The sequence below is a fragment of the Vibrio splendidus genome (assembly GCF_003345295.1).
In the GTDB taxonomy this organism is placed as follows: domain Bacteria; phylum Pseudomonadota; class Gammaproteobacteria; order Enterobacterales; family Vibrionaceae; genus Vibrio; species Vibrio splendidus_K.
Genome location: NZ_CP031056.1, coordinates 1,925,239 through 1,946,578, shown reverse-complemented (window position 1 = coordinate 1,946,578; position 21,340 = coordinate 1,925,239). Strand labels below are relative to the sequence as shown.

Below are 21,340 nucleotides of genomic sequence, written 5' to 3'. Positions count from 1 at the left end.
AATTCACACATTTTCAGTTTACTTGCCTCAAGTACGACCCAAGAACAGAGTTACCCTTAAAGTGCACCGTTTTGACCATATTCAAAAACTGCCCAAATTGATCTATATCTTCGTTTTGTGAAGAGTTGTTCTGCATAAAATCGAGCATTACAATATAAGCCTGCTGCTCTTCGATTGATATCGGTGACATAGCTCCACCCGACTCGTAAAGATTGTGAATATTTTCCATTCTCTTTAAGGCCGCTAATTGGTGTATTTTGGCAGCAATTTCAGGGTCATTTTCTGCTTTACTGACAAGAGTGTCTAAACCCGATTTCTTTTCGCTTATAGCAGCACGCATAAATAGGCCGCGAATGATTCCGTGAAGAATTGCCGTAATGAAAAAGCCAGCAATAGCTCCCCCAATACCTCCTGTTACTCCGCCAATTACAACTCCAAGAAATGGAAAAACTGATTTTGAGAACATCCCTATACCCCTAGTCCTTGTTTTTTATAAATGGAGAAATAATCAATACCCCAAGAAAAAACACGACCATTAAAGGCCACAACAAGGCTGAAATAGCAGGTGCCTCAGCAGTGGCAACCCATTTTCGGAATGGCCAATACAAAAATGCAGCGATTGCAAAATATACAGCAACCATAATTTTAATCTCCTTAATGATAATTCTTCGCCCAAAACTGAGAGGCTCGCAAGGAAAGCTAACGCCGCACTAAGCGGCCTAAATTGTGGGTTATAATGTGTAGCGAATCGAAATGTAACCTACTGTTTTAATTTAGTTTAAGTGCCTGGTTAGGAGAATGACGTATACGTTTGCCTAGATACAAGTGAGCCATCATTATGTATCGAAATCATTTCTTCGTTTTCAGTATCATAATCATTTTGTGTCAATTCATATGCGCTAAATAGGTCTTTATCAAGAGGAACCTCTGCAAATGGATTATAGTAAATATGTAAGCCATCTAAATGGCTTTCTTGATGCTTTGATGAGTGATACAAATGCATGTCTGAACCACAAATATAATCACCTGATGGAAAACGCATTGTAAAAAGGTCATTGCCTTTTCCTAACTGCGTATGTGAAGTTCCAAGCTTTTCTATACCTTCTTTTTCAAGAAAGACTGAACGCTCCATCTGCCTATACTTTGTAGCCCTAATGAAATTGCTTATACCACTTTGAACAACTGCCTTTCCAAACATTCCTGTAGTAGAGAAGATAACTGCACTTATCTCTTTATAAGAGTCATTTGTAAATATACCAAGTTCAATACGATTATCGTTATGGTTCATAATATGAGTTATTTTCTCACTTACCATTTCACTAATACTATTGCCTTTTGGAGGATTAATTCCATAAAGAACGCGATTGATCGCCATGTTGTTTTGTGTAAAAGATAAGTGGTTATCAAAAGGAGCGACAGCAACTACAAATGGATTACCTTTAACATGTTCAAGTGATGAATAAGGATGCTTTTTATCATTAGCACCTATAAACAAAGATTTTTTATCTTTTAGTTTTCCGATCAATTTTATAGTTGATTTATCTAAGAAATCTCCATTATCAGTATGAATAGATTCACTAAATGACTTAGTAGTGTAATACTCATCACTTTCGTTTAATTGATTATTTGCGGTGACAGCTTCAACACACACATGTCTTCCAGATGGGTGAGTCAAATTAAAATCTGGACTTTCTTTCGAATAATCAATGTCGAAGCCTAATTCCAAAAATGATTTGTTTAGATACAGTTCCCAAAGCGATGAATTAAAAGTAGTTTGAAACTCCTTAATAAATTTTTCAGACTCTCCTTTCCTGCCTAAAAGTCCATTTGACCACTCATTAATAACAGCTATTGCAGGTTGGTAAGTTTTATCTTGAATTACCCTTTTAAACAATGGGTGCAATCTTTTTTCTTTTACAATGGGAGTGAATAGATCCATATAGAACTCTTAGTTAATTGGATGATAAATTTTAAATTCGACTAATGCCCAATTAAGGTGCGACAACGCTATAACACCCAAACTAAACCATTGCGCCGTAGACACAATTTTCAAATCGGAGTGAAATCGCCAAGCGTTAGGAGTCACTCTTAAATTGTTTGTTAAATGGTGATAAGTTTAGCGATTTATTTTATAAAACAACCACGTATCACAAAATTACATTAATATCTCAAAGACTTTATCGACACTGCTCGGATTTATTTCTATTCCAAGTTCCTGCTGAAATATTTCCATATTCACAATAATGATCGGTTATAGATTTATTATTTAAATAGGTCGTTTTCCAATCTATTTCCCCATTTATGCTGTAATGATATATAACACCATCCACAACTTTCCCTTTAGCATATGGAGTCTCCATAGCTAACTGCCCATTGTGATGCCAAATAGTATGTGTCCCATCTAATCTTCCGTTTTTAAATTTGGCTTCGAACCACATTACGCCAGACTCATTCCATTTTGCTCGAACACCTTCGATTTTCCCTTTTTTATATACCGTTGTAGACCGTTTAATGCCAGAATCCCACCATTGAGTCTCAACCCCATCAGGAATACCCTGTTTGAGGAAAGCGATAGCTTTCTTTTTTCCATTACTGTGGAAGTCAATAACACCACCTGTATATAACTGATTTGTTTTTATTCGGTAAAAAAAACCATCTCGTTTTTCAATATCAGCTATTTTTACAATTTGACCTGCATTACTTACAGTAGGAAGTAATACGGTAAATATAAATATAAATATAAATATAAATATAAATATTAATTTTTTCATTTTTATCCTTTACTCATAGCTAACACTTCAACGGTGTTAGTAATCTGTTATTTTAGAACATTTCACTATGGAAATGTAATAACGCCATTTAACGATTTTAATATCGTGCCAGCACGAATTGGTGCATTCAGAACACCTAAAGAACTATATTTAACCAACTGAAACATATACATATAATTCATTTTAGACCCTGTTTCTAGTTGAAAAGCGTGCAAGCACACATTGCTTCCGGTTCTAGGCACATTATCAATAAAAAATTCCCTTAAGTTCTCTATTATTCAACAACTTAGAAATAGTTGAACAACATATTCGTGCGTAAGTGTGATTGAAGGGCTTGAAACTGAGTCCCTCTCTGGCTCACTTTGGGCATAAATAAGTCAACGTTGATCACGCTGATTCCAAGCATTGGTCTAATCATTTATAAGGTGCAGTGCACTTTATATTGAATTCTACACTTACTAACCAATTTAGGTCAAGGTGGCTGGTAGGAAAAAATCATATGTAGAAGATGTAAATTCGGTCTAACGTTGGCTATGAGAGCGTGTAGATCGCGTATCCGATACATTTGAAAACACACTATTCAGTCTCATTCTTCAGCGTTTTTATTTTGTTCATTAGTCCATCTAGCCCTTTGCGGGATGGAGTGATAGTCCCGCACGCTTTAACTGCTGCTTCAGTTTGAGTAGATTTGGCCAAGATTCGACATTATTAAGGAATGATATCTACACTAGATCAAAGATATAAATGGGGTCAGGTCCCTTTTTTTCTCTGACACGAAAGGGGCATTTATAATGCTAAGGATTAGCAACTGTCTCGATAAGTAATCACAAGTTCAAGACTCTGACTTAAGCTGATTTTCGGCATTTACTGGCGACATCGCAACTTGCGATGCGCAGGTTGCGATGTTAGTTAATGCCTTGTTTTAAAATGGAGACTCGATCTTTTCAGGCTCATTTCTTCCTAACCCTCCAGTAACAAATAACAATTTAAAACGCCCTCCACAGTACAGAATGCCATGGAAGGCTTTTCATCTTAGCGTTAGGTTAGATGTTGTCAGATAAGAACTGAATGACTCTGTCGCTGGCAGCTTTGTTGTCTGGACAGTGACCAAATTCATCAGATATATAGACTTCTCCCTTGCTAGATAGTGCAGCGGTTTTCTTCACATCGTCTGGCATCGCAACAGGGTCTTTTTTTGTGTTGATAGCAAGAAGAGGCACATCAATTCTCGCCTTTCCATCAAACAGCCCTTTGTTGTTGAGAGAAAACTGAGGAGCCATCAGTTCGAAATAAGACATATCTGAAACATCGCCACCAATTCTCGCAATGAAAGAATCTGATGACATTCGAGGGATAAACTTAAGTGTTTCAGTTTTGCCGATTGGTCCATCGACTAATGCGCATCGAGCAACAACGGCCTTTAAGCCTTCCTGATTAAGCGCAAAATCCAAAAGAGATGGGCCAGCGCCAGAGGAGCCTAAAACTCCGATACGAGTGCTATCCACAATTTTATTTGAACTAAGGAAGTTAAATGCCGCGACATGAGAAGCCCGCTCATAACCTACTTCTATATGGTTTTTATAATCTAGGCCTGCACCTGGGATATCAAACGTTAATACGGCATAACCTTTGTCGATTAACGGTTTAATACTGTGTTTGTGTTCGATTAGTGTTTTATCAACGCCGCCCGACCACATTATTGCAGGCAAGTTATTGGACCTTGTCGTTGGAAGGTGTAAAAGACCAACGATGCTTCGTCCGTCCTCTCTCTTCATCATAACCTTGTGCACCTTTTCACCGCGTATTGCTGCAGCTGTTAGGTACATTTCGACCGCTTTTTCCATTGCGACAATTTCATTAGGGCGTTGAAGGTTTGGGTAAGCAGCAACCAGATAAGCCGTTGATGCTCGATCGTAACTCTCCGCTAGATTATCCAGACGAGCTTGGACTTCAATGGCTTCTGCCGACTGGGTAAATTCGTAAGTCCAGAAACCTTGTCTATTCTCATTGTTACTGTCTAGCAATCCATCTGCTGTGCTCGATTTAAGGCGCTTCACAGTAGAAGTAAAGTCGGCCTTTTCTAATCCCATTTTTTCCCATTCATCAACACGAAGAGAACGGTAGAAATGGTCTTGGTTTTGCGCTAAATCCGATTTAAAAGCGGTATGCGCTGTCATATTGTCATCTTCCGCAAACACCGGTGCCGCTGCCGCGCAAGAGATAAGGCTCGCGAGTAGAATTTTCTTCATATCGATCTCCTAGAACTTATATGTCGCGCCAACACCAATAATGAGCTCAGATTTCTCGTAAAACTCGATGTTTGATGTTGTCACGTCGTAGCCTGTAAGCGCGTTGAATGAAACATTCTCCCAGCCCATTAATTTGTCAAACTCGTATGCAGCAAAAGCCCCAATTTTGCTGTCTTTTTGTTTTTTATTAAAAAAGGCGTGCGTACCATCGAAGCTGACTGAACTGTATTTTCCTGATAGAGCGAAAGCGTGGCGACCATAGAATGCTTTGTACGTTAGCTCAGTGCCAAACTCGGTATTAGACATCGCGTCGCCATCGGCAGAGAATGTTTTATACAATAGAGAAGGTTCAAGGATCGAATTAGAACTTAACTGATGAGTGTATGAAATCTTTGAGTAGATGCCATCGCCATTTCTATCCAAGGATTTAATGGCTGAGCCAGTTTGGAAAGAACCTGAACTTTCTTCATCAAGTTCAATTGTGTAATAGGCAAAGTCCGCAGAAAAATTTGAATCTAAAATGTTGTCGTACTTTGCGCGATAAGCACTACTTGAGAAATCGGTCACCTCGCGGTCATCACCAACAATAAATGGGTCTGCCCATGTTTCGCCACCTAAAGATGGTAGATAAGAAAATGCAATAGATGAGTTTTCACCAAAGCCGTGCTTGTAGCCTAGCTCTAAAACGAAATCACCGACTGCCACATCTTCTCTAGATGTACCAGCAAACACTTGGTGATTGTTGTCCAAACCGAATGTGTAACGAATTTGCCCAAGAGGAGCGGCAGCCAACCCCGACTCCGATTCCCCTTTGGTATTCAAGTCGCCCGTTTTTTTCTTTGTATCAGTATTGAAGTTTGATGTCTCAGAGGTCATTCCAATTAGACCTGACACCTCGCCACTGAACCCAGATTCACCAAGCTCGTTTGCGTTAACCGCAAAAGATACTGACAGTGCAATAGTCGTCAAAATTAGTTTTTTCATACGTTCTTTTCTATCCCCTTTAAAGTAAAGTGCAATGCATTTTAAGTTGGTAATGATAGGCAACGTGTTGTGAAAAATAAGTGAAATTAAGCGCATCTGATGACTCATTAAAAGTGACATCACCATAAAAATGTCCATCGCAACTTTTCGGATAAATGGCACCTAGTTAACTGCGTTATATCAAAACAACCTCCATTGTCCCCATAAGTGGGCAGTTATGTTTCTATTGCTTCTTCGGTTTAGTTGTCTAACTGTTGAGGCCAATTAGGCAACTTTCATTCTGACTAACCTCGTACTTCCAGTTGAGACAGCTAAAACGACTAAGCAATTTTCTTGACTTAGGTTGTCTCGATTTACCATTTTTCCCCTCTGGGATTTTTATTTAGTTGCATGTTTTTTAAATACGCCTTGCTCTAAAAAAAACATTATTATAAGGTGCGATGCACTTTATGTTGGTGGGGGATTATAGTTGAACGAGCTTAATGAATTATTAGAATCACTGAAGCCCTTCAATACAGGAACCTCTGAAGCGCACGAAGAATTTCAGGCGAACAGAGTACTTTCACCGGAGGAGCTCCTGTGTTTGATTTATCACGATTTGAAATCTTGGACTAAGGTCGAGCCTAATTCGGCCTCTGAAAAGTTACGAGATGCGCTTTACGTGCAGCTTAAACAAGTGCTTCCCGGTATTGAAAAAACTGAAAAGCCTAAAGATGTTGATATTGGTTGGATAATACAAGAGCACATCTGCGCAGAAACGGAAGATTACTCTTTTGGTGTTTACGAAGAGCCTGCTCTACTGCGTGTTCTTGTTCAACCGGGTCAGCCGATCCTCCCTTGCTTGGAAGATGAAGCTGTAGATTGTCAAACAGAGCCAGAACTATTGTTGTCGAAGTGCCCAGCTTTTGATCTAACGGATTCCAACAATAACGTTGAGCAGTGCTTATTGACGTTCTTTGATTATTACGCCTCGGCGCCGAAGGGAACCTTTCACTTAGGCTCCAAGCTCATCGATGATGTGGAACATTACATTACCGGTGACCTGGGGGGAGGGCGTTTATTCACTACGCCAGATGGTGAAGGTGGAATATCTGACAGTGGTGTGGTTATTGCGACCTTGATCATGTTTGATTTAGCCAAGCTCACAGGCGTGAGTGTGGTTGACAGTGATGATGCCTGCTCGTTTGAATGTATAGAGACCGAAGTAGGCAGTTACTACGAATGCACAACTATTGGTGATATAGCGTGCATATTGAATGACGTAAAATATAGAGTAATGAAAAATGATGAAAACGACCGCAGATGTTAAGCAAGCAGGTCATTGCCTATTTAGCATCCCACATGACGATACCTATCAGTTGGAGTACCCATACTTTGTTGACTTCTTCGCCAACAAGTCAAACATAGGCTTACCAGAGTTAATTGTTGGCAGCAACATGGTTTATGGATGGATGCCAACCATACTGAAAATCAAGTCAACTAATTTTGAACCTGCACTTAAGGCTTTGAATAAAGCAAAAGGTGGAGAAGTTCTAACTGATGAGGACTTCAAAGCCATTGTTGCGGTTGTAAACAACTCTTTAGTTGGTACTTCTAAGTTACTGCACTTTGTAAATCCAACCATTTATCCGATATGGGATAGTCGTGTCAGTCTTTGGCTTTTAGGCTCTAAAAGTAGCTCTCAACTTAACAGTATTCCCAATTACCGGAGTTACATGAGTTTGTGTGAACAATTGACTCGTGATGATGAATTCCTGAAATTAACCAGTCAGTTTGAACAACATATTGGTTATGCCGTTACGCCTGTTCGTGTTGCTGAGTTAATCATGTTTACCTCTGGCAGAGTGTAGGCGGCACTTTTTTGCGTGTCTGGACTTTAGACGCTGTTTGCGACAATTTTCCGAGTATTCAAGGGGAAGATGTCAGAGACGATTGAATCTAAGCTTTCAAAAGGGAAGGCTTAGATCTCTTGGGAAACTGAAGCGCCAGCGTCGTTTGATGACGAGAACCAATACGCAAAAGTCTCTCGTAGCAGCGATAAGCGAGGACTTATGGTTGAGCTAAGTCGATTGCCTGTCGAGGTGTACGATGAAATCGTCCAATTTATCTAAGTTTTATGGGTTGTGCCATTAAGTGAGATTTACAGGCGACGAGATGATGCAACAGAACCTATTACAATAAATATACATATAAATGCTTATAATTTGTTGGCTTTTTCATAATCTATCGCTTAGTGGTCATGAACATTTAACCATCGTACTAACCAATTTTTCCTTCAATCACTTGGTGTCAAAATAAATTTGAGTCAACGAAAATAAGTTTGACCGTTTATGGTTTAAGGGTTTATTATCGCCCACAAATAAAGTGCAGTGCACTTTATTTGGATCTAGCACGATATAAGCCATTTAAACTAATAAAAAATAGTGAATGAAAATATCTAACGGCGGGATCAAAACACGTTTTTTGTGCTATTGCGACCTCGTAGATTCCGTTTGCACTATCTGGCAGTAATTACATTCCATTACAAGTAGTTACATGAAAGTCGTGCTAGATGAAGCCAGCAGTGAATAACTATTAATTCAACTAGAAACTATCGGAATACACACGGTAAAACGAGAAGAAAAGCAATGTTAAGACTCACTCGAAAGGTTGGCCAATCTCTAACCATCACTGACGAAAACGGCACAATCGTAATGGAAGTAACAGTGTGCAAGATGAGCAGTGGACAGGTTGGCCTTGGTATCAGCAGTGACCGCGAAAAAAGCAAGATCTATCGCACCGAAACCATGACGTCAGAACAAACGGAAGCATTAAATAATAACGCTTTCCCCAATAGAGACTCCGGCCCTTTGGCTATTAAATCAAAGAGATGAAAAATGAAAAAGCTACTTATCGCACTTGCCATTATGGCGCCAATGTCTGCTAATGCTGGTGCACCAGCAAACGCAGGTAAAACATTCGCTCAAATAACAGCCTGTCACTTGGCTGGAGAGCTTGATGGCGGTGAAAAAGCTGGAGCTAACTTTGCAGTTATTGAAAAGTACAAAGTTGGTAAAAAAGGCGAGTGGTGGAAAAACCAAATGAAAAAGGCTCAAAAGAAGGAATTTCGCCGCTTGGATGACACCAACAAGTTAGAGCTAGCGATTATGTGCGGCATCATCAGGGATAAGTACCTTTAATGACACTATATGAATGCTTATTAGCGCTAAACATGACAGTGGGCGTAATCGTTATCTTATCTATCGTAGCGCTTTACCGATTTATCAAATTAAACATTGAGAACAGCAACAGACACTAGAATGGAAAAAGCGCTTATGTGAGTTGCAACAATTCCTTAAGTGGCCGGTAACTCCTTTTTTATTTGGTCATTTAAAGTGCGTCAAACCTTAAGTTTGGGTTTATGTAAAAATGACCGTATTTATCACTAGCGCTTTATCTACTCCAATCTCAACAGAGAGTTATCTGGTTAGTGGCAGTCACAAGAACGCAGACGTGAGCAAGGTTAGCTTCGATGTCGACGACTGCTGGTAACAACAGGATGGTAAGGGAACACCATTCACCAAAATTATTATCAAGTTGGCAAGTTCACAAATGAAAAAACTAACAGTCGCAATCACCGTTCCTTTTCTTTGCCTGGTAGCAAGCCAAGTACATGCAAAATCTAACAAAGGTGTGAGCATCTATGACGACACTTACGTCATGCAGACGTACACCACGGATATAAACCAAGCAGTTTATGACGAGGCCTATGGTAGCGATATGGATGAGCTTAAGGAAATGGAGATCAAATACCAATTCTCACTATCTATACCTGTAGTGCAACTAAAGTACAGTTCGCTAATGGCTAGCTATACACAATTGTCATTATGGCAACTTGGTAACAAAGAAGCTTCAGCGCCGTTTCGTGAAACCAATTACAAGCCCCAACTATTCATGATGCACCAGGGGAACTACGGTCCATTCAATAGCATCGAGTATGGATACCGCCATCAATCCAACGGCAAGGATGAGGGTACAAGCCGTTCCTGGGATATGGGTTTCTTAGCTCTAGAGCGAGTGAATACAAAGCTCGAATACGGATTACAAGGTTGGTATGCGGCAAGTCTTAGTGATAACCCGGATATTAAAGACTTCATACCTCCCTATGAGATTTGGGCGAAATACCACTCAGGCATTGGTTACATAAAGATCAAGTCGGCGTACAACTTCACTACTGATAAGGGCCATGTTGAATTGGGGTACACACTTCCTCTTAACAAGTTCATTGGCCTATATGCGCAAGTGTTCGAAGGTTATGGCGAGTCGCTTATCGATTACAACCACCGTCAAACAAGAATTGGATTAGGTGTGACCATAGCGCCAGATCTCAAGATTTTGTAAACACACAAAGTAACGGAATGGCTTCACCCCGCTATGGTCGATAGACCAAGCAATTGACTACTTACAGAACGGGAAGATCCACGAGTTTGTATCCAACCGTGACGACCAAAGGTTTGAGAAACGTTGAGCATTGAACGAATACACCGAAATTGGTGGGAGCGCATTCTTTTGACTGCGAAATTTAAAAACTCCCAAACGGGGGAAGTAATAAGGATTTGGCGCTTTTGAAATTAAATATCCATAAACCGAGCATTCAGCAAGACATTAAGAACGCAACCAGCTTTATGAACGGCGCTCTTAAAAATCAAGGCTTAACAGCGAGGGTTAACGGGCAAAGCCAGATTGAGGTTAAGACCAACAACGGCGTAGTTCTGAAGCGCATCGAGGGCGCGGAAGTGGCTAAGAAAATGAATGGGGTTAACATTTATGTTTAGACAAAAAAATAATGGCTTCACGTTAATCGAATTGATTGTAGTAATCGTAGTTCTTGCAGTGCTAGCCGTGTCAGCTCTGCCGCGTTTTCTAAATATTCAAGATGATGCGAAAGTCGCTGTCATGGATGGCGTTAAAGGTTCATTGAGTGGTGGAGTAGGCATAGCTTACGGAAAATTGGCAGCGAATGGACTGGAAACCAAAACTTATACAGGACAGCCAAGTGGTCTCGATCCAAACTATCCAGACCTAACTGATATATTCCCCGACTGCACTACCGCTAAATGTGCATTTTATCGTGGCTACCCAAGTGCAAGCCGGGAGTCTCTCGCTATTGTGATTAGTGGTGTTGGTGAGGGGGAAGAATTGAATTTTGCTGATCTCGATGAACAGTTAGTCAATATCGATGGTAAATGGGCAACGCAGATAGCGCTCACTGACACAAAAAACATCAATGGCAACATGTTGGTGAGTGGGAGCTGTCACGTGCTATACGCAATGTGGCTTAATGCTAATGAGCCACCAATAATCGAATTGGTGGGGTGCGAGTAATGTACTTGTTGTGATATGTCACTATTTTTACTAGAAAAACCGCTCTTAGGATTAGAAAGCCCAACACTCAACCATTATAACGGACGATCCTGTTGAACAAGTTTTTATTCACAACTCCCTGTCGCCCCATACGCACTAGACAATACAACAGAACCATCGGTTGTCATCAAATATTATGAAGAGTATTACATCACCTTCAATACCTAGCACACCTGACGATCACGATATCAAACACGACTAAGTACCCTAAGCCAAGTATGTATCGAGCTCTAAGGTAGTTGTTTTTGCTTAATTTAATCATTTATAACTCAGAAAATGAATAGGTAAGGTTAGCTAACCAATCTAAGAAAATTCATGGTAATTGCTAAAATAAAGTACGGCGCCCTTTATTTTAAGGTAAGATGTACTCTTACAAACATGTATTACTCGCAAAACCAAAAGAAACATAAAAATGAACAAGACAATTTTATCCGTAATGCTTACCACAGCCCTCGTTGGCTGTGGCTCTAGCGATGAGAAGCACTCGACCCCTCCAACTCCAACTCCAACGATTGTAACTGGCGTTGCGGCTACCGGTGCGCCTATCTATGGTGAGATAACAGTTTTAGATACGAATGGAACAACGCAAGAATACGCGGCAGTAGAAGGCGGTAATTTTAAGTTTGAGAAAAGCAGCATCGCAGCCCCTGCCATTGTTAAAGCTGTGGGAGCCGCTGGAGGAGGCAGTCATGAGATCTACTCTCTTATCTTAACTAATCATCAAGAGATTGGCGTATCGAACATTACCCCTTTCACACACATCTTGATCTCGAAGATGACAGGTAAACCCGCAGATGAAGTTTACTCTGATTTCAACACATACAAAGCAGAGCTAACTATTGAAGCTCTCCAATCTGCACAGCAAGAACTGAAACAAGTTCTCAAACCGCTTCTTGATGGTGCGAATATTGCTGACGATTTTGATCTTATAAGTTCAGAGTTTGAGGCTAACTACCAAGATATCGATGCTATTTTGGATTTAGTCGACATTACGATTTCTAATATCGGAGCAACGCTGACCTATAAAGGCGATACAGACTACTCAGTAACGCTGGCTTGGAATGAAAGCTGGAGCAATAAATCTTTTCATAACGGCGCAGTCGAATTAGGGCCTGAAGATGTCAAAGAGCCGCTTACCTACATCGTTGCAGCTGACAGTATTCTTGAATCTATGGTTATGCAAGAGACAAAGGATGAGTACTTAAAGTACGTTCACGAGGATGCGTTTTGGTTTGGGCAACCAAAGGGAGGTATGTTTGAGCAGCTTAAATCTATGCTCCCTAATGAAACGGACCCTATGAACCGCTATCGTGACTTTGTGATACAAGAAGTTGCCGATGATGACTCTTATCAACTGGCTTACACTGAGTGCTATCAAGACTCTCCTTTTGCAACATGTGGTCGCGCAAAAGCATGGTTTGCTAAGAATAGTGATGGTCAGATTCAGTTTATGGGTCGTAAAGATAAGCTACCTGTAAGCGTATCAGCAATCATTAAAGCGGGATTCTTTAATCCACACGACCGTACTCAAGGTAACTGGGCGATTGAAGTAGATGCCTTTCCGGATGCAAACACCATTTGCGGCAAGATTCCGTCTAATTATGACAATACTTCGTGGTTTGCGGGTATTCCAAAACTCGCAAAGATTTCGGATTACATGGAATTGGAAACGGTCACTGTTGCTGGGGATGGCATTGATGGCAACATTAACTTGGATAGTATTTATAAAGAAGTGACCGACGGAAAAATCACTGGATGTCACCTTGTTGATAGTAATTACGGTGAGCCACGAGGGGGTAATTCGTTTATGCCATACAGTTTAGTGATTGATGGCTATCAAGTTGACCCGAACTCAGTGATTAATGACAACGCGAAATACGAAGTCACATACAAATATAAAGACGGCTCGCCAGACACTAACGAACAAATCTCTATTGGTAAGGGAAAGCAATCGAGTGATGATATGAGCAAATACATTGCTGAGCTGACCGACAGCCGTACGAGTAGCGGTGATTTCTATATGAACTGGACTCGAGAATCTAAACTAGCGACGGATATTGATGTATGGGTTCAAGAGGTTGGTCAACCTGGGACTCAACGCGTGGCAGTTCCTGAAGGAAAGACATCTGTCAGTGCGACAACCTTCAATGAGATTAAGCAAGCTACATTAGTTACGTTTGACGAATATGGTCGAAGTATTAGTGTTGGGTATACGTTTGAAGAATAACACGTTATTCAATTAGGATAAGACGACTGTTGCTCACACCGACAGCATCTTGATTAAAGAAGCCTCCAATACCGGAGGCTTCTTTGTGTGCAAATGCGGCAGAGAACTTGATGTAACAGACAATCACAAGGAAAAAAGTCAGATGCCTTGTCGTTGTCTTTGATGGATAGCTTGTTTGGGGAATTAAATTTTTTCTCTCTAGCCTAAACAACAATATCTATTTGATGTAGCATAGATATCATTTCTTAAAAATGTCTAATCATGGCCAAATCTACCCAAGCAGAAGCAGCAATTACCCGCCAGAAAATAATAGATGCCGCTTTTAAAATATCAATCGAGAAAAGTTTTGACTTCGTCACATTGGGTGAACTTGCCAAGGTCGTTGGCATTACTCGCTCAGGGGTAAATTGCCACTTTAAAAAGAAAGAAGATCTTATAAAAGTTCTCGAACCTATTTTTGCGAAAATGCTAATAACACCACTAGATTTTAGTTCGACCGACGCATTTTATAAGTCATGGACGCAAACTCTAGATAGTGACCCTAATTTTAAAGCAGCAGTTAAAGCGTGCGGGCCTATCATTCCATCTCGTAAAGGGATTGATGGGTTAATAAATAAAATTGAAGCGCCAAAAATAGAAGCAGAAGAGTGCGTTTTTAAATGTATAGGGTACGCAACCTATACGCTCTCATAATATTTGTCATTGGTTGCGTTCTCTAGTCGCAACGGTGAACGTAAAACGTTTCGTCACTCGCTGTTTTCATCGTTATACTTTCCAAGTAACTCTCGAGCTTCTCGTATCTATGCTTATGGGCCGCAGAGTCCTTGATTATCTTTATGACCTGTTCTAAGGCTTTGATTAGATAGTCTTTGTTGAGCGTAATCCCCACTTGACCATCTTTGATTCCGTGAGTGTCAGCCATGAAAGTCAATACTTCTGCAGAGACACCTCCAATTCTCGCAAAATAGTGAAGTAAATGCTGACATGAGCTGTCACAAATCGAAAAGCTCAAGAACTCAGGGGGGCCAGAGTTTAGGTCAAACATCGATTAGGCAGCCTTTGTTGCATTAAATTTTTTACCAGTTGTTGATGGCCACTTTTAGCTATCTCCCAGGTTGGGTAACGGTTATGTAATTTGATTTTGTTACCACTGAAGATAATTGTTTCAAAGAACTCCGGCGTATAACCATCAGTTCTATGATCAAGGGATAGGAACGCGGTGCTAATCAGCACCTCGCCAATGCGATCTACAGCGAGAGCACAACCTAAACCGTTACCGCTTTCTCTTAGCCATGCCTCGTACTCTTCCTGAGTCGCTTGTATTACTTCCTTTCTCTTATCTAAAACGTGTAGCATTTAATTGCCTATAATGTTGGCCGAGCTTTTTACTCGTTCGCATAACTCTCTTGTGGTTTAAGGTGCACTGTACTTTATTTGGGTGATTATGAACTTTAATCCCAAACCGGTCAAACAAATATGATTTGAGTATCGGTTCAATAATACCTTTATGGAGGCATCATTAGGTCAAGCTGATATCCAAATAACACTAATTGGTCAAATCGTTCGATTCGTTTATAATGAACGAAAAGGAGAATATTATGCAATCACTTACAGCTAATACAGCTAAAACCAAATTTGGCGATTTGTTGATGAAAGTTCAACGTGAACCCATACAAATCAATAAGAACGGCTCGCCAGTTGCAGTGATGATGTCTTGTGAAGAGTATGAGCAACTTGAAGCCATGAAATTGATGTTCGTTAAATCACGCTTCGAACAAGCAGAAGCCGATGCTTTATCAGGTAACCTAGTCGATGGTAACGACTTCATGAATGCACTGGACCAAGGTAAGTTTGATTAATGACGCACTATAAGCTTTCTTCTGCAGCGCAATCTGATCTCATTGAGATTCGTCGCTATACATTAGAGCGATGGGGGCAAACACAATGGACCGCTTACTTTTCAGAATTAAAGCAATCAATGGAATTACTGGCTAGCAATAAGTTGCTCGGCATAGCGGTTTCAGAGTTGGGGCAAGATTACTTCCGTTTTCCTTTAAAGCACCATGTGATTTATTACACTCGAAAACAAGAGCACATCATTATTGCCGCGGTTCTTGGTAAGCACATGTCTCCGGCTAAGCACTTTTCATAGCTATCTTAGCCCTTTAGATAACTTGGAGTTAATCCATACCTCTTCATATAATCACGCGGCGTACTCGACGCTTCATCGATTAGTTTTAATCTACCGAAAGTCACCCCCTAAACTAAAACGCCTTGCTTTCCCCTTAAGGCTGTATCCGGAATTTGTTGACCACAGGTGAACAAACTGAGCAAGCAGATCTAGAAGCCTTGGATTTCAAACTGAATAAAGTTGTTAGTGTTGCTGTTCCTAGAAATCTCGATTTCAGTACCATCAAATAATTCCGAAGTAAGTTTAGTCTCGGTAACTATACGCTCAAATAAACAGCGCCAACACCAATCTTGGTGCTGTTTTTACTTTCCTCTTACACTCTTTTTTAATATCGAACCTAGTATCAAATTTCTCTTTGTTATACAGGCAAGTCTCTCATTATGAAGAACTTCTTTGATAGCGAACTCATGCTCTCTAGCTCCTTGAATTTCGTTTTGCTATCGCTTGGGCTAACGCTCCTTTTTCATCTTCCGATTTGGTGTGGGTTCAACTTGAGCCGACGAAAGTGGAAGCTCATGGATTATTTATGGCCATTTCTAGCGGGTATCGGGATGCTGGGTGCAGTATCTGAGATTCGTGCGAAAGTAGCGGGTGATTGGGTTGAAACCGAACAAACCAGAGCGGTGGCGATTTTAGAATCTGTTCAGCAGTTCTCTTTGGATAAATTAAGAAGTGATATCTGCACTGGTCAGCCGTCTTTAGATAATCATGCCCAGCACCATGAAGCGTGTTTGTGGTATTTGAATACGGCGATCACGTTCAAAGATGTCGATTTCACCTTGTTACCCAACGCATCGGATTTTACGGTTCCTGCGCCTAGCGTGTCGCTGGTTGAAAGTGATGCAGTGTGGGTGGATGGTATGTTGAGTCAGTATGAGAAGCAGAAAAACCAGTACATAAAAACCAGAGAAGCGCAGGTGAAGCAGCCACTAGAAAGCATCTTTTGGTATGTGAGTCCTTACTTAGTGTGTTTTGCTATTGCTTTACGTTTGACGAAAGTGACCGCAGAGCTCAAATTAGATAAGTGCGCATAGTTTGAGTTCTTAGTACTTATTACCCAGATAGAAAAGGTGAAGTAATGAATGTGAGTGAGTTTTCTCGGTTGGTGGGTTTGTCTGCCCATACGCTTCGCTACTATGAAAAAATCGGCTTGCTGAAAAATGTTCAGCGGAACAGTAGCGGCCATCGAGTCTATACATCGAAGGACGTCACTTGGATTGAGTTTGTGAAGCGGCTGAAAGACACCGCAATGCCACTGGATGAGATTTTAGAATACGCAAAGCTGAGGGAGTTAGGGCCAGAATCGACTTCTCAACGCCAAGTGTTGCTCGAACAACATCAACAGAATTTGCGAGCGCATATCGAAGAGCAGCAAAAGCACATGGCAGCGTTGGAAGAAAAAATTAGTTTGTATCGAGATGGAAAAGTCCGTTGACTTAGAGTCGACTCTAACTTGTAAGGTGTTCCTGTGAACTATAAATATAGGAACAGACTCATGAATCAATCACGTTTTGAAACTGGCTTAGAAAGGCTTAATCACATCGACGGAGAAGCAGGGCAACAGGTTATCGAAAGCCTGCAAGATATCTGCCCTGATCTTGCTAAATATACTATCGAGTATCCCTTCGGAGACATCTATTCACGCCCCAGTTTGGATTTGAAATCACGAGAGATCGCGACAGTCGCTGCACTTACCGCACTTGGCAATTGTGCCCCTCAGCTTAAGGTGCATTTAAATGCGGCGCTCAATGTTGGATGCAGCGAGGAAGAGATTAAAGAAGTGATACTGCAGATGTCGGTGTATGCGGGATTCCCTTCGGCACTAAATGGCATGTTCGAATTTAAAGAGGTGCTTGCGGAGAGAAGCGCTAACGAATAAGCCTGACGCAAGAAAAGTAAGCCCTTCAAAGCCTAGCGTCAGTATGAATCACTGACGCTATTTTTTGTTTATGGCGATTTTTCAGTGGAGCTTTCATCTATTAGTTAGAAATAGACAGCTAACTCGACAAAGACAGCGCGAATGATAACAAGATCGGCAAGGTAACCACGCTCAGGAAGTTGCCGAACAACACCATAGACGCGACCTTGGGTGGCTCTACATTGAACCTTTCTGCAAACAGGTAGTTCATCACGGCGGGTGGCAGCATGGTGAACAGCACCATCATTTGCAGGTGCAGCGTTGGCAGCGGGATAAAGAAGTAGATGATGGTAAAGGCGATGGCCCCAGTAAATAGTGATTGAGCCGTACACAATAAGCCGACTTTTAATCCGCTCAATCTCAAGTTGACCATTTGCGAGCCCAGCGACAATAGCATGATTGGCACGGCTGCTTGGCCGAGTAGTGATGTGGCTTCGTAGATTGGGTTCCACACACCAACTCCAGATAAGTTCAGCGTCATCGCTAATGCCGCGGCTAAGAATATCGGCATCTTGAGGATCTGTTTGATCGGATTACCTTCACTCAACAGCGCCAAGCCAACACTAATATGTACGCAAGCCGACACCACAAACAGCAATACAGCAGGGGCTAATGCGCTCTCGCCAAAGGTATAGGTGAATAGGGGAATCGCGAGGTTGCCACTGTTGCGAAACATGTGTGGCGGAGCCCAAGCTTTGAAGTTGAGCTTAAAGATCTTACAGATTGGTATCATCAATAAAGCGGGCACCAACACCGCGACCAAAGAGGCGGTGATGAGTGGCAGTTGTTCGGTGTCGAGAGGCATGGTGGTCAGTGATGCAAACACCAAAGCAGGAATACAGACATCCATGTTGATGCGATTGATCGGTTTGAAATCGGGCTTGAGCCAACGACCCACCGCAAAGCCAGCACTGGCTAAAGCAAAAACGGGAAACAGAATGCTGACGACCTGTTCGAACATAGAATTCCTTTCTAGATTGGGTGCTTCCATTCAGCTGAGAAACGAATGTTTTAGAGAGACGCCAAACGAAGCATAAAGTCGATATGTATAAACATTAACCTATCAATATAATGACTTGGCGTCACCGAAGATCGTTGTCTGTGAGCGGTTAATTTATATTTCTTTGAATGAAGCACAAAAAAGACCAGTGGCATCAGCAACTGGTCTTTAAAGGCTAGATAAATCTGGACGGATTATTTAATAAACGACGGTTGTCGCTGTCTAGCGATTGTTACTCGGTTTTAAATCTAGCTAACGAGCTTTTTGTAATCTTTGAAATTCACGTCGTAGGCTTTTTCGCCATAGATGTAAGTCTCGCTGACGGTTCTGTCGTCACCCAAGCTCATTAGTACAAACAGCTTCTCTTCAAGTTTGGTAGCTTGTTCCATTCTAAAGCGCATCAGCTGAGTTGCGTGTAGATCCAACACCACGAAATCCGCTTCTTTGCCCACTTCCAAGTTACCAATCTTGTCTTCTAAATGCAGCGAACGTGCACCGCCTAGTGTTGCCAAGAACAGCGACTTAGCCGGGTGCAACTTCTTATGCTGTAGCTGCATGATCTTGTACGCTTCACTCATTGTTTGCAGAATTGAGAAGCTAGTGCCTGCGCCCACATCTGTCCCCACGCCGACACGAATACCGTGATCTTCCATCTCTGGTAATCGGAACAACCCCGAGCCTAAGAAAAGGTTAGAAGTTGGGCAGAAAGCGATTGCCGAATCGGTATCTGCCAGGCGCTTACATTCGCAATCTGATAGGTGAATACCGTGCGCGAATACCGAACGTTTGTGCAGTAGACCATAGTGGTCATACACATCCAAATAGCTGTCGCGCTCTGGGAACAGTTCTAATACCCAATCGATCTCTTTCTTGTTTTCAGAAAGGTGAGTGTGCATGTACACATCTGGGTATTCTTCTAGCAGTCTACCTACCGTTTCGAGTTGTTCTGGTGTACTGGTTGGTGCGAAGCGAGGTGTTACGGCATAGTGCAAACGACCGCGCTTGTGCCATTTTTCGATCAGCTCTTTTGAGTCTGTATAGCCAGATTCTGGTGTGTCAGTCAGGTAATCAGGAGCATTGCGATCCATCAGCACCTTACCCGCGATCATGCGTAGGTTACGTTTCTCAGCTTCTTCAAAGAACACGTTAACCGACTCTTTGTGTACAGTGCCAAATACCAGTGCCGTGGTGGTGCCGTTGCTTGCCAATTCGTCTAGGAATAACTTCGCCACTTTGTGTGCGTAAACCGGGTTTTTGAAGCGCTTTTCTTCTGGGAAGGTGTAGTTCTCTAACCAATCAAGAAGCTGCTCACCGTAAGACGCGATCATCCCTGTTTGAGGGTAGTGGATGTGCGTATCAATAAAGCCAGAGGTGATCAGCTTGTCTTTGTATTGTTTTACTTCGAGTGTTTTAGGTTGGCGAGCCAATACTTCGTCGGCATGGCCTAAGTCGACGACATGGCCGTTCTCAACCACTAAAACACCGTCTTCAAAATAGTCGTAAGACTCATCGATACCGACGTCTTTTGGGTCGGCGACGCTGTGTAAAATACTGGCGCGATAAGCTTTGCGTTGGGTTGTCATGTTTACTTCCTTTTAATGACTTCAGCGACTTTATGGCCGCTAAAGCTTTGCGACTTGTGTTAGGCGATCTTCTCTTCCAATGGTGGTTCGCCTACGTCGCTTGGTTGACTGTGTTGAACGGTCAAATCCTGATTTCGATATTGTTTGGTTGGGCGCTTTTGTTCAAGTGCTTGGCCTTGATAGTGTGCGATCAATTCACCCGCAACCGACACCGCAATTTCCGCGGGATGTTTGCCATTCACGGCACTAATACCAATCGGGCAAAGCATAGTTTCAATTTTTTCTTGGCTGTAGCCACGCTGCTCTAAGCGGAAGTCGAATTTCTTACGCTTCGTAAGCGAACCAATCATGCCAAAGTAACGGCTATCTTCACGGTCAATAATCGCTTTGGTTAGGTCGAAATCGAGCTGGTGGTTGTGGGTCATCACAAGGTAATAACTGTTCGGTGGCATGTGTTTGACTTCACCGACTGGATCGTCGCTTACTAGCTTTTTCACACCGTGTGGCAGCGTTTCAGGGAATACTTCTTCACGTTCATCAATCCAGGTCACGCGGAAGGGTAGGGTTGCGACAATGTGCAGCAGCGCTTTGGCAACATGACCTCCGCCAAATAGCACAAGGTGGTTCTGCTGAGTGCCAATCGGCTCAAAGCTTAACGTTGCCATTCCGCCACAACATTGGCCTAAGCGAGCACCGAGGTTGAAGCGTTCCACTTTGAGTGATTTCTCGCTGGCAATCAGCATCTCGCGAGCCATTTTAGTGGCCACATGTTCAAGGTGACCACCACCAATCGTAGCGATGATTCGGTCACGAGTGACAAGCATTTTGGTGCCCGCATCGCGTGGAACGGAACCTCTGTCTTCGAGCACCGTCACCATTACACATGGCTCGTAGTTCTCTTCCAGTTTTGCCAGTTCGTGAATCCAATTATCCTTAAACATATGTCCTCCTAAATCCCTTTTTATGCTTCCTAAGCTATGTATAGGCGCCCTAAGCTATTTATTGCGATCTAAA

Annotated in this window: 24 protein-coding genes; 14 read left to right on the top strand and 10 right to left on the bottom strand. The window is 41.9% G+C overall.

The genetic code is table 11. The features are described 5' to 3' along the window. Positions 1–13: 13 nt before the first annotated feature. The 6 genes from DUN60_RS24230 to DUN60_RS24210 form a co-directional block, all read right to left on the bottom strand. Complete coding sequence (locus DUN60_RS24230; RefSeq protein WP_114635727.1) at positions 14–466, bottom strand: hypothetical protein; 453 nt, start codon at positions 464–466, stop codon at positions 14–16. A gap of 10 nt (positions 467–476) precedes the next feature. Continuing rightward, on the bottom strand, positions 477–641 hold the full coding sequence (locus DUN60_RS24490) for a hypothetical protein (RefSeq protein WP_155758799.1): 165 nt from the start codon (positions 639–641) through the stop codon (positions 477–479). A 149-nt stretch (positions 642–790) separates the two neighbouring features. Beyond that, positions 791–1,939 carry a hypothetical protein gene (locus DUN60_RS24225; RefSeq protein WP_114635726.1) on the bottom strand — a complete coding sequence of 383 codons (1,149 nt, stop codon included), beginning with the start codon at positions 1,937–1,939 and terminating at the stop codon, positions 791–793. Between the two features lie 238 nt (positions 1,940–2,177). After that, complete coding sequence (locus DUN60_RS24220; protein ID WP_114635725.1) at positions 2,178–2,771, bottom strand: toxin-antitoxin system YwqK family antitoxin; 594 nt, start codon at positions 2,769–2,771, stop codon at positions 2,178–2,180. A 1,043-nt stretch (positions 2,772–3,814) separates the two neighbouring features. Next, positions 3,815–5,020, bottom strand: coding sequence for an alpha/beta hydrolase (locus tag DUN60_RS24215; RefSeq protein ID WP_114635724.1), 1,206 nt, complete (start codon positions 5,018–5,020; stop codon positions 3,815–3,817). A 9-nt stretch (positions 5,021–5,029) separates the two neighbouring features. Beyond that, positions 5,030–6,004: a DUF2860 domain-containing protein gene (locus DUN60_RS24210; RefSeq protein WP_162808252.1), complete on the bottom strand. Its 975-nt coding sequence runs from the start codon at positions 6,002–6,004 to the stop codon at positions 5,030–5,032. A 583-nt stretch (positions 6,005–6,587) separates the two neighbouring features. On the opposite strand from DUN60_RS24210, the gene DUN60_RS24205 reads away from it, so the two are divergent. The 9 genes from DUN60_RS24205 to DUN60_RS24165 all read left to right on the top strand — a co-directional run bounded on the left by DUN60_RS24205 (position 6,588) and on the right by DUN60_RS24165 (position 14,327). Next, entirely contained in the window at positions 6,588–7,313 is a 726-nt protein-coding gene (locus tag DUN60_RS24205) for a hypothetical protein (RefSeq protein WP_162808251.1), read from the top strand. After that, positions 7,288–7,854, top strand: coding sequence for a hypothetical protein (locus tag DUN60_RS24200; RefSeq protein ID WP_208638369.1), 567 nt, complete (start codon positions 7,288–7,290; stop codon positions 7,852–7,854). Before DUN60_RS24205 ends, DUN60_RS24200 begins: the two co-directional genes overlap by 26 nt. Before the next feature lie 777 nt (positions 7,855–8,631). Then, the gene (locus tag DUN60_RS24195) at positions 8,632–8,877 is read left to right on the top strand and encodes a carbon storage regulator (RefSeq protein ID WP_114635720.1); all 246 of its coding nucleotides are present in this window, start codon (positions 8,632–8,634) and stop codon (positions 8,875–8,877) included. A 3-nt stretch (positions 8,878–8,880) separates the two neighbouring features. After that, positions 8,881–9,183 carry a hypothetical protein gene (locus DUN60_RS24190; RefSeq protein ID WP_114635719.1) on the top strand — a complete coding sequence of 101 codons (303 nt, stop codon included), beginning with the start codon at positions 8,881–8,883 and terminating at the stop codon, positions 9,181–9,183. Positions 9,184–9,595: 412 nt separating this feature from the next. Further along, complete coding sequence (locus tag DUN60_RS24185) at positions 9,596–10,384, top strand: phospholipase A (RefSeq protein WP_114635718.1); 789 nt, start codon at positions 9,596–9,598, stop codon at positions 10,382–10,384. 224 nt (positions 10,385–10,608) lie between these two features. After that, positions 10,609–10,818: a hypothetical protein gene (locus DUN60_RS24180; protein ID WP_114635717.1), complete on the top strand. Its 210-nt coding sequence runs from the start codon at positions 10,609–10,611 to the stop codon at positions 10,816–10,818. Beyond that, positions 10,811–11,368: a prepilin-type N-terminal cleavage/methylation domain-containing protein gene (locus tag DUN60_RS24945; RefSeq protein WP_162808250.1), complete on the top strand. Its 558-nt coding sequence runs from the start codon at positions 10,811–10,813 to the stop codon at positions 11,366–11,368. Before DUN60_RS24180 ends, DUN60_RS24945 begins: the two co-directional genes overlap by 8 nt. Positions 11,369–11,819: 451 nt before the next feature. Further along, on the top strand, positions 11,820–13,634 hold the full coding sequence (locus DUN60_RS24170) for a hypothetical protein (protein WP_114635715.1): 1,815 nt from the start codon (positions 11,820–11,822) through the stop codon (positions 13,632–13,634). 261 nt (positions 13,635–13,895) lie between these two features. Further along, positions 13,896–14,327 carry a TetR family transcriptional regulator gene (locus tag DUN60_RS24165; RefSeq protein ID WP_114635714.1) on the top strand — a complete coding sequence of 144 codons (432 nt, stop codon included), beginning with the start codon at positions 13,896–13,898 and terminating at the stop codon, positions 14,325–14,327. Between the two features lie 339 nt (positions 14,328–14,666). Here DUN60_RS24165 and DUN60_RS24155 read toward each other — a convergent pair whose 3' ends face one another. Beyond that, a complete protein-coding gene (locus tag DUN60_RS24155; protein ID WP_114635712.1) occupies positions 14,667–14,990 on the bottom strand; it encodes a hypothetical protein in 324 nt (107 codons plus the stop codon). A 242-nt stretch (positions 14,991–15,232) separates the two neighbouring features. On the opposite strand from DUN60_RS24155, the gene DUN60_RS24150 reads away from it, so the two are divergent. The 5 genes from DUN60_RS24150 (at position 15,233) to DUN60_RS24130 (ending at position 17,704) form a co-directional block, all read left to right on the top strand. Beyond that, entirely contained in the window at positions 15,233–15,493 is a 261-nt protein-coding gene (locus tag DUN60_RS24150) for a type II toxin-antitoxin system Phd/YefM family antitoxin (protein ID WP_065206367.1), read from the top strand. After that, the gene (locus tag DUN60_RS24145) at positions 15,493–15,786 is read left to right on the top strand and encodes a type II toxin-antitoxin system RelE/ParE family toxin (RefSeq protein WP_114635711.1); all 294 of its coding nucleotides are present in this window, start codon (positions 15,493–15,495) and stop codon (positions 15,784–15,786) included. Before DUN60_RS24150 ends, DUN60_RS24145 begins: the two co-directional genes overlap by 1 nt. Positions 15,787–16,340: 554 nt before the next feature. After that, complete coding sequence (locus DUN60_RS24140; protein WP_065206365.1) at positions 16,341–16,859, top strand: hypothetical protein; 519 nt, start codon at positions 16,341–16,343, stop codon at positions 16,857–16,859. A 44-nt stretch (positions 16,860–16,903) separates the two neighbouring features. Then, a complete protein-coding gene (locus DUN60_RS24135) occupies positions 16,904–17,260 on the top strand; it encodes a MerR family transcriptional regulator (protein WP_114635710.1) in 357 nt (118 codons plus the stop codon). Positions 17,261–17,320: 60 nt separating this feature from the next. Beyond that, the gene (locus DUN60_RS24130) at positions 17,321–17,704 is read left to right on the top strand and encodes a carboxymuconolactone decarboxylase family protein (protein WP_114635709.1); all 384 of its coding nucleotides are present in this window, start codon (positions 17,321–17,323) and stop codon (positions 17,702–17,704) included. 118 nt (positions 17,705–17,822) lie between these two features. Here the strand turns inward: DUN60_RS24130 and DUN60_RS24125 are convergent, their stop codons facing one another. The 3 genes from DUN60_RS24125 to xdhC all read right to left on the bottom strand — a co-directional run bounded on the left by DUN60_RS24125 (position 17,823) and on the right by xdhC (position 21,267). After that, positions 17,823–18,704 carry an AEC family transporter gene (locus DUN60_RS24125; RefSeq protein WP_114635708.1) on the bottom strand — a complete coding sequence of 294 codons (882 nt, stop codon included), beginning with the start codon at positions 18,702–18,704 and terminating at the stop codon, positions 17,823–17,825. Between the two features lie 287 nt (positions 18,705–18,991). Further along, complete coding sequence (gene guaD / locus DUN60_RS24120) at positions 18,992–20,326, bottom strand: guanine deaminase (RefSeq protein ID WP_114635707.1); 1,335 nt, start codon at positions 20,324–20,326, stop codon at positions 18,992–18,994. A gap of 59 nt (positions 20,327–20,385) precedes the next feature. Then, positions 20,386–21,267 carry a xanthine dehydrogenase accessory protein XdhC gene (xdhC, locus tag DUN60_RS24115; protein ID WP_114635706.1) on the bottom strand — a complete coding sequence of 294 codons (882 nt, stop codon included), beginning with the start codon at positions 21,265–21,267 and terminating at the stop codon, positions 20,386–20,388. Between the last annotated feature and the right edge of the window lie 73 nt (positions 21,268–21,340).